This is a genomic window from Proteus sp. G2300, from assembly GCF_009915965.1.
Taxonomy (GTDB): domain Bacteria; phylum Pseudomonadota; class Gammaproteobacteria; order Enterobacterales; family Enterobacteriaceae; genus Proteus; species Proteus vulgaris.
On sequence record NZ_JAABNK010000005.1, the window covers coordinates 447,095 to 456,243 of the forward strand.

The 9,149-nt window shown below is 32.4% G+C and carries 7 protein-coding genes and 1 pseudogene; 5 read left to right on the forward strand and 3 right to left on the reverse strand.

Features of this window, described 5'->3' with window-relative positions:
* Window positions 1–69: 69 nt before the first annotated feature.
* On the reverse strand, window positions 70–888 hold the full coding sequence (locus GWI97_RS04230) for a purine-nucleoside phosphorylase (RefSeq protein WP_103005071.1): 819 nt from the start codon (window positions 886–888) through the stop codon (window positions 70–72).
* Between the two features lie 206 nt (window positions 889–1,094).
* Here GWI97_RS04230 and GWI97_RS04235 point away from each other — a divergent pair, with 206 nt between their 5' ends.
* Window positions 1,095–2,291 carry an ROK family protein gene (locus GWI97_RS04235; protein ID WP_036932661.1) on the forward strand — a complete coding sequence of 399 codons (1,197 nt, stop codon included), beginning with the start codon at window positions 1,095–1,097 and terminating at the stop codon, window positions 2,289–2,291.
* A 273-nt stretch (window positions 2,292–2,564) separates the two neighbouring features.
* Window positions 2,565–3,449: a helix-turn-helix domain-containing protein gene (locus GWI97_RS04240; RefSeq protein ID WP_036932660.1), complete on the forward strand. Its 885-nt coding sequence runs from the start codon at window positions 2,565–2,567 to the stop codon at window positions 3,447–3,449.
* Here GWI97_RS04240 and GWI97_RS04245 read toward each other — a convergent pair.
* On the reverse strand, window positions 3,443–4,699 hold the full coding sequence (locus GWI97_RS04245; protein WP_036932658.1) for a M20 family metallo-hydrolase: 1,257 nt from the start codon (window positions 4,697–4,699) through the stop codon (window positions 3,443–3,445). The genes GWI97_RS04240 and GWI97_RS04245 overlap by 7 nt on opposite strands.
* A 656-nt stretch (window positions 4,700–5,355) precedes the next feature.
* On the opposite strand from GWI97_RS04245, the gene GWI97_RS18320 reads away from it, so the two are divergent.
* Both GWI97_RS18320 and GWI97_RS18325 read left to right on the forward strand, forming a co-directional pair.
* A complete protein-coding gene (locus GWI97_RS18320) occupies window positions 5,356–5,811 on the forward strand; it encodes a helix-turn-helix domain-containing protein (RefSeq protein ID WP_237585380.1) in 456 nt (151 codons plus the stop codon).
* Between the two features lie 23 nt (window positions 5,812–5,834).
* Entirely contained in the window at window positions 5,835–6,209 is a 375-nt protein-coding gene (locus GWI97_RS18325; protein WP_237585381.1) for a hypothetical protein, read from the forward strand.
* Here GWI97_RS18325 and GWI97_RS04255 read toward each other — a convergent pair.
* Window positions 6,188–6,979: a helix-turn-helix domain-containing protein gene (locus GWI97_RS04255; protein ID WP_036932656.1), complete on the reverse strand. Its 792-nt coding sequence runs from the start codon at window positions 6,977–6,979 to the stop codon at window positions 6,188–6,190. The genes GWI97_RS18325 and GWI97_RS04255 overlap by 22 nt on opposite strands.
* A gap of 838 nt (window positions 6,980–7,817) precedes the next feature.
* Between GWI97_RS04255 and GWI97_RS18180 the strand changes: the two are divergent.
* Window positions 7,818–9,149, forward strand: a pseudogene (locus tag GWI97_RS18180) (beta strand repeat-containing protein); the annotation flags it as partial.

Consider the following 9,149-nt stretch of genomic DNA (forward strand, 5'->3'; position numbering starts at 1 on the left):
TGGGGATATTGATTTAAGTGGATCATAGGCAGCTATCTATGATCCATTTTTTCTTTTATTGATAAAAAGTTATAAGCGAGCGATCACTTCGCTGATAAGTTTTAAAAAGGTAGATTTTACGCGTTCTGCGGTTTCAATGACTTCATCATGGCTAAGAGGTTGTTCTAAAATGCCACAGGCCATATTGGTTAAGCATGAAATACCAATGGTATCAATGCCTGAATGGCGAGCAATGAGTGCTTCTGGAACCGTTGACATGCCCACAGCATCGGCACCTAATGTTCTTATCATGCGAATTTCTGCTGGTGTTTCGTAAGTTGGACCTGTCCACCATGCATAGACACCTTGACGTAAGGTAATGTCTTGTTCTTTAGCTGTATCAATAACAATTTGGCGCATTGTTTTATTATAAACTTGACTAACATCTAGAAAACGAACACCAAGATCAGGATTATTTGGTCCAATAAGTGGGTTATTAGCAGTGAGGTTAATGTGATCTGTAATTAGCATGAGATCGCCCGGATTAAATTCAGTATTTACTGCACCACATGCGTTAGTGATAATCAGTTTTTCAACTCCCAGTGCTTTCATTACACGAACAGGGAAGGTGACTTCATCGAGTGAGACGCCTTCGTAGTAATGAAAACGACCTTTCATAGCTACAACTGTTTTTCCTGCAATTTTACCAATTACTAATTCATTAGCATGCCCCACGGCACCAGATGCGGCAAAATAAGGAATGGTGTGGTAAGGAATATGTACAGCATCTTCTAATGTATCGGCAAAAGAGCCTAAACCTGATCCTAAAATGATCCCAACCGTTGGTTTTTCTGTCGTTTTAGATTGAACAAATTCTTTTGCTTTATTGATTTCGGAAACCTGATGCATGGCTTTCTCCTGTATAAACCGTCATTACATTTTAAATAGTGGTTGAGAATACTTTGCCTGATAAACAGAAATGAACAACTCACTTTTTCTCATTTTGAGATTAAGATCATGTTGTTTGTTTTGATTAAGGAACTATTGCTTTTTTTACAGTAAGATAGCGGTATTCTTCTCTTTTGCTACCCAATAATTAAATAAAGGAAGTCGCTATGCTATTGAAAAATTTAAAAGAACTTCAGTCTTCTAAGACTTCAAAAGCATTGAAACTTAAAAGTCTTTATAAATTAGTGGCAGAAAATGGTCCGATAAAAACAGAAACATTAACCGAATTAGCACAAATGAAGCCTGCGACTTGTGCTCGATTATTGGATGAATTAAATGCTCTTCAATTAATTACAACTGCAGAATTAGGGGAGTCAACCGGTGGACGAAAACCTATTTTGTATAATATTAATACAGAAGGTGTGTTTTTAGTTGGTATTGAATTAAGTAAAGTCTATTCAACGATTGTTTTAATGGATTTAAAGCTCAATATGCTGGACAAAATTAAAATATCACCAGAGCCTTACTTATCTGCATATGAAATGACAGAAAAGCTATTACCTAAAGTTGATGCCTTATTATTAAAAAATAAAATCAGCTATGAAAAAGTTTTAGGATTAGGTATTTCTATTGAGCATGTTGTCGAACATCAATTGGCTTCAAAATCCCTTGATGAAGAATTTTGTGAATTAGAAACGTTATTACGTAAAAAAGTTCCTACTTACGTTACCGTAGGAAGCGGCGTCCATTTTGCCGCTTTAGCCGAATATCGTTTATATTATCGCCAAAAAACACAACGATTTTTATTTACCTCTTGTGATACCGAAGTAAGAGGATGTGCCATTATTGGTAATCAGTTTCTAACTGATACCTCAGCAACGATGAACTGTTTTGGTCATATGACGATTGATGTAAAAGGGCCATTGTGTGAATGTGGCTCTTATGGTTGTTTAAATACATTGTGTTCTTTAGATGCCATAAAAAATAATATCATTCATCAAATAAGACGAGGAAAGCATTCTCTATTAACTTCTCTGGTAAGTACTGATGATGAAATTAACTATCACACTATTTTTCAAGCAATAGAAATGCGAGATCCTTTATGCATTGATGCATTAGAAGAAGCCGCTTATTACTACGGGCTTGCTATTGCAAATACGATTTTAATACTCCGACCTGATATTGTTGTTTGTGGTGGAACATTAATACCTAAATATACGTTTTTTGATACCGTTAAAAAAACGATTGAAACTAAACTCGCACTTTTCCCAAATATAAAAACAGATGTTTATTCAGCAAGTCATGCCTATGAAATAGTTTCTCAAGGCGCTGGTGCTATGGTATTAGAGCATTTAGTTAATTAAATAATGAAAAAGGCGCTGCAATATCAATTACAACGCCTTTTCGTTTTTTATTGTTGTTTGTTTTTACTGCTTTAACCCTGGTGAGGTTACCTGCTAGGAGACAGGTTTATTGATATAGACTAACTTTTTACTGCAAACTTTTTTTATTTACCTCATTGTGAGGAAGGTGATTCTTTTTATTTTTGGTTTAATTTAAACTATCTGAACTAACATCTTATTGTTGTGCCGTTACTTTACCCTGGTACTTTGTGCATTTGGGAGCCAATTATAAATATGCCTTACATACCTAGAGAAAAAATAGATTATCAAGCCATTGGCTATCGCTTGCGTGCTTATCGCATAGCCTCTTCATTAAAAGCGGAAGATGTCGCAGAAAGCCTGGGTATTTCTCGCGCTGCTGTATATCGGTTAGAAAAAGGCGAAATTGTTAAAATTGAGACGCTTGACAATCTTGCTCGATTATTAAATACCTCGTTAACGAGTTTATTGGGTATTAATACGGAATATTATTCAAGTGCAAATGGCTTTTTTGAACGAATGCGCCAACTTGAATCTCAATCTTCACATATTTACACCCACTTCGAACCTTTCTCTTACTTATTAACTTCAGATTGTTATGATAAAACATTGGTTGAAATGCTAACAGAAGCATCGCCTGTAAATCTTTTATCTGAAAAACAACAAGAAGTTTTGTCTATTTTAAAAGAGCGTAAGAAACATCAGTCCTTACATTCACCTCATATTTATAACCTTATTAGCCAACAGCAAATTGAAAAATTTCTTTATGTTGGTATGTTAGGTTCCGTTAATTTAACGAAAACATTGCAACAAGAAAGAAAACAGCGAGCAAAAAGCGAAATTCTTCATTTAATTGAAAAGCTAGAGCAAAAAAATAATTATCTTAATATTGCAATTATTTCAGATACTATGCCGTCTTTAACTTTCCAATTGTTTTATCAAGATAAAGTACCTCTTTCTTTAGCCGTTAGCCCGTTCCGTTTAGGTGAATTTCCTAATGTCAGTACGGGCATTGCCACCGTAACTTCTTCAACTGAGGCGATATTTCAATATCAATCTCTCTTTGATAAATTATGGTTAAAAGCGACCAAAGGGGATGATGCAATTAACCTTTTAAAACAAATAGTCAGTCATTATTGATTTGCTAATGTGCCTAGTGTTTCTGCTAATAAATCTGCAGCGACAGCAATATCACTAAACTCGGTAAATTCATCAGGATGATGACTAATACCGGCAACTGAAGGTGTAAAGATCATCGCAGTTGGATAAAGTGACGCCATATTCATTGAATCGTGGCCTGCACCGCTTAACATTGTCATATAGTCGATATTGTGTTTTTGGCACAAATTTTCAATAACTTGGCAAATTGAATCATCTAATTTTACTGGCGATTCAGCAGAAATTGGTTGAACATCAATAGCAACACCAAAATCTTTTTCTGCTTTTTCAACACTGTTATTTAAACGTTGTACAACACGCTGAATACTTTCAGTATCAATACCACGAATATCAACAGAGAATTTTACTTGCCCTGGAATGACGTTCATGGAGTTCGGAACAACGTTGAGTTTACCCACTGTACCTACAGTGCCATAAACGGCTTCAGTACATGCTGCACGGTTGATATCGGTAATAATCCCCGCACTTGCCACTAACGCATCTTGACGTTGATACATCGGAGTTGCACCAGAGTGATCCGCATGACCATTAACAGTGACTGAAAAACGTGTCGGTGCTGCAATACCATTAACAATACCTATGGTTTTCTTGTCATTTTCGAGGCGTTTACCTTGTTCAATATGAAGCTCAACAAAAGCACTATAACGATCCTCTTTGACTAAACAACTATCCAAATTATCGTGCTGATAACCTAATAACTTCAAAACGTCAAAGAAGTTATTGCCATCATCATCTCTATTTTGTTCCCAGCGTGTTCTATCTATTTTTCCTGTTAATACTTTACTGCCAATACATGAAAAGCCAAAACGACTAGATTCTTCCGCACGGAACACAACGAGTTCAAGATCACGTTTAAGCTGTTGTGGCTTGTATTGCATTAAAGCATAAAAGCCCGCAATCACACCTAAAGCGCCATCATAAGCACCACCTTGAGGCACAGTGTCGAGGTGAGAGCCTGTTCCTACTGCGGGTAATGAGCGATCTTTACCTGGTAAACGTGCATAAAGAGTTCCAATACCATCACGATAAACTTCAAGGCCCGCTTCTTTCATTAAACCCGCAAGATACAAGTGTGCGGCTTCATCTTCTTCACCATAGGCAATACGTGTGATCCCTTTGCCACTGTTGTCTTTTTTATAAATTTGCATTGTTTCAATTAATGTTTTCATATCATCAATTGAGTAATGAATTGCTGTATCTTGTTGAGTCATAAGAGAATTCTCCCGTGGTTTCAGTAATATCTCTTTGTCTAAAAAATGAGACAATTTAAGGATTAAAAAAGCCATCTTCAAAGATGGTCACTGTTTTTATAATCATTGCTTATTATATTTACTGCTGTAGCTATATTTCGTCAATGACAATTAAGGTGAATTTCATATTTTGTGAGGTAGGTATTAATTAAAAGGAGATATATATATGGAGTATTTCTTAAATGAACCTAATTTGTATGATAAATGTTATAAAAGCGATCTTTTTTATTTTAAATATATAAAAACTTATATGTTTAAAATTTCAAATAAAAAAAGAATTAGTATTAATATTGCTTCTTTACTTTCATTAGGGTTCTAAAAATAATAAAAATATCAATGTATTACTGTATTCTGTTGCCACTTTTATTTTATATAATAGAAATCTTTATTTTCTGTATAAAAGGAGAGTTAGAATTTATTTGCCAATAAAATATTGATGTTTAAGTTTATTTTTATTTTTATTTAAATAATAATATTAAAAATAATCCAATATACCGTTGAGCATTTATCTCATTATCGTATATGAAAATATATGATATCAATTTTTATTTATATAATAAATATTTTATTTATGGTAAAATTACAGATTGAATACCACTAATGGGTTGGGTAACTAATTGAAAAATAATATAATAAGGATTATTTTAGATTGGATAGAAAAAAACATAAACAGTCCATTATCTCAAGATGATGTAATAAATAAGTCTGGGTATAGCAAAAGACATTTTCAAGATATTTTTTATAATGAAACGGGAAATACGATTGCTCGATATATTTTACTTAGGCGATTATCACTATCTGCAACCTTATTAAGATTAACAAGCTTATCTATATTGGAAATATCTGTTAATTATCAATTTAATTCTCAGCAAAGTTTTTCTAGAGCTTTTAAACGTCACTTTAAAGTGACTCCTATTGTTTATAGAAAAGATGCATATTGGGATTTTACATATTATCTTCCTCAGTATAATTATTTTGACTTTAAAAAATTAGAATCTAAAAAAGTTTTATTGATATTGCTTTTAAAAAAAGTAAAGAGAAAATTTTTCATGTTAATATTCCTTTTGAGCTAACTGCATTAATATCAAGAACAGGAATGGGATTTAAAAATAAAGATGGAATAATTAAATTAAAAAATCTCATTAAAATGAACCAATATGAATATTTAAATATATATTATCGTTATGAAAAATCGCCATTCACTAAAAATATTTTAACTGTTTTTGACTATTATGAAAGTATGCATGCAATCGACTCTATTTTTTCTGAAAATGGAGATAAATATTATAAGTTTTCATTTTATGGTACCTGGGATGAATATTTAAACCTATCAAACGTAATCTATTCTAGAGAGCTTTCTAAATTGAAAGCTAAAAAGAGAAACGGATACGATATTGAAATATTTAACATTAAAGATATGAAGAGTAATAACAATATATGTTCATTAGATTATTTTATCCCAATTCTATGATTTTTTAATAATTTTTTAGGTGTTGATTTGTAATATTCTTTGAATTTTTTTATAAAATATGAGGTTGTTTTATAACCTAATTTATTTGAAATAGTATTGATGTTTAGATTTGTCGTTGTTAATAAATTTATTGCGTGCTCCATTCTTGTTTTTGTTAATATTCTTGTAAAGCTTGTTTTTTCTGTCTCTAGTTTTTTTCTGAGAGATGATGTTCCAATGTATAGCCTTTTACTAATGTCTTTTATTGTCCATTCATAACTTAAATCCTCACTAATAATATTAATTATTTTTTCTGTATATGAGGAGTTATACATCTCATATATAAAACTCATAATATTTATTTCTAATCCACTTAATAGATATGCCAATTTTAATATATGGCTATGCTCTATTTTTTCAGATGTAATAATTTCGTTGTTAAATTTACTTTTCAATTTATTAAATAGCAAGATATCTTCTGGTTGTGCTTTTTTTATTAAAATATTATTTTCAATGCTGTTTTTGTTTTCTTTTATTTTAAGATGATTAGAGGCAAGGTTTATTTTTAATGCATCTCTAAGCGTATCACAAGATAAATAAATCAAAGTAGGTTTGTTTATATTCGAAAAATACACATCAAATTTTATATCTTTTGATATTAAAGCAATACTATTTTTATCTATTGTTTTTTTTAGGCTATTAGTTTCTATTCGTATCTCACTATCTTTTGTTAAGAGCATAATGTAGTTTGATAGAGTTAAGTTTTTTAAATGAAAATAAGAATTTTCCATATAAATAGACTCACTTTAATCTGGGTTTTATGAATAAAATAGTAATTAAAATTATTAATAATCAGTCTATGATTTTATTTTTATAAATGAAATTGTATTTATTACCATGTGATTAATAGTAATACTTTTTTATCTTTTAGTGTTATTTTTCATTGGAATCATCATGTTCAAAGACTAATGACGATATTTAATTTTATGCGCGTAAGTATAACGTTTCTCATACGAATGGATTTTAACATTTTTGGCAATTTAATTAAGTTTTATGGTTGTTTTTATTTTTTTCTTTGATTGTATTTTATTGATAAATACCAAATTTATCATTTTGTGTTATTTATTTATTTCTTTGTTTGATTTGAGGCGTGATGCTAAATGATACACTGAACTTAAGTAAAATTATTTCTGTAATGTTTTTATCTCCATCCCTTATATCGGGCAGGAGTTAAGGTGCATAGATTGAATATTAATTATGTAATAGGAAGTGAGGTTAAAGCTATAAGGAAGGCGAGGTGTCTGACTGGGCTTAATATGTCAAAGAAGATGAATATAAGTCAACAGCATTATTCTCGCCTTGAACGAGGAGACGTTAAATGGTGTGTTTCTACATTAGTAGAAGTTTGCTTTATTTTAAACATTTCTATACTTCACTTTATAAAAATATTAGATAGCAAAAAGAAAATAATTATTGATTGTAATTGTGATTACGTTTGTAAAGAAGAAATAATGTAAGGAGAATAAAGAACAAATTAATTTCGTAACTTATTGTTAAAAAATGTTTTTAAATAGGTAGGTGCTTCTCTATACATGTATAGAAGTTCTATTTTAACGCTAGGTAATTATTATGAGATTTATTTTTTCTGAAAAAAATTCAGATACACAAGTGCAGTTAAATCCTAATGTAAAGCACACCGTAACTGCAAAACCAAATGAAGTTTATCAATTAATTGATACTGAAACCAATCTTTCACCATTAGATATTAAAGCAACTCGTAAATCGGATGATCTTATTTTATCGAGTAAAGAACAAGAACTTGAAGTTGTCATTAAAGACTTCTGGGAGGAGTGCAAACCAGGAGAAGAGCAGTGTTATGCAACTTTAAATGTATTAGATCAAAATGGGGTAATGGGGGAAGTCACTCTTACTCAAGATGGTCCTGTTTTAGAGCATTTAGTTGCTGGTGAAACAGGGACTCTTTCTGATAACGAGGATGGAATCGGCCTATTTTTATGGGTTGCTGGTTCTATCGGCAGTGCATTAGCAATCTTTTTAGCTAATAGAAATCATGGTGGTGACAATAAAGGTGATGAGGCTGATGTTACTGCGCCAAGTAAACCAGGATTAACCGCTGAAGATGACGGTTCTGTTTCTATTGATTTACCAAAAGATGCAAACAAAGGTGATTCTGTAGATGTTACTTTTGAGGATGAAGAGGGGAACTCAAATACTGTCACATTAGAGAAAGGTGATAATGGCTGGACATCGAGTAATCCAGACTTAATTCCTGATACAGATAACGATAAAGTCACGATTCCTAATGACAAGATAAAAGATAATAGTGATGTTACTGCAAGTGCGAAAGATCCAAGTGGTAATAAAAGTGATGAAGTTACTGTAACTGCAAAACCAGATCCTGTAACGGATATGCCTATTTTAAGTATTCCTGAAGTGGCTGATGGTTATGCGAATGCTGATGAACTGAAAGATGGTTTACAAGCTGAGGTGACACTGCCAGCAGGTACTGTAGAAGGCGCTGAAATTACGCTAACAATTACTCGTCCGGATAAATCCACTGAAACGGTTACACATACTGTCACTAAAGATGAAGCGACAGTGGGTAAAGTATCAATAGATATTCCGAAAGACGCGGTACAAAATGGTCAAAACAGTGTTGATGTTAGCTTAACGCAAGGCAGTAACCCAGCCAAACCAGGGAATAAAGTTGAATTTACCGTTGATGGACAAATTCCAGGTGATACGGATGGTGACGGTGTGGTAGATACAACACCTGTGGTCACAATTCCTGAAGCGACTAACGGCGTAAATGCTGAAGAGCTAAAAGACGGTGTACAAACTGAAGTCACTGTGCCGGGAGGTAGTGCTGAAGGTGATACATTGACGCTGACTATCACTAAACCAGATGGTAAGACAGAAACAGTTGAGCACACACTGACT

What these genes read in the sequence shown, in the direction of transcription:
- GWI97_RS04235 (WP_036932661.1), top strand. Translation starts at nt 1,095, where the DNA reads ATGCTATTGAAAAATTTAAAAGAACTTCAGTCTTCTAAGACTTCAAAA.
- GWI97_RS04230 (WP_103005071.1), bottom strand. Translation starts at nt 888, where the DNA reads ATGCATCAGGTTTCCGAAATCAATAAAGCAAAAGAATTTGTTCAATCT.
- GWI97_RS18325 (WP_237585381.1), top strand. Translation starts at nt 5,835, where the DNA reads ATGGGATTTAAAAATAAAGATGGAATAATTAAATTAAAAAATCTCATT.
- GWI97_RS04240 (WP_036932660.1), top strand. Translation starts at nt 2,565, where the DNA reads ATGCCTTACATACCTAGAGAAAAAATAGATTATCAAGCCATTGGCTAT.
- GWI97_RS04255 (WP_036932656.1), bottom strand. Translation starts at nt 6,979, where the DNA reads ATGGAAAATTCTTATTTTCATTTAAAAAACTTAACTCTATCAAACTAC.
- GWI97_RS04245 (WP_036932658.1), bottom strand. Translation starts at nt 4,699, where the DNA reads ATGACTCAACAAGATACAGCAATTCATTACTCAATTGATGATATGAAA.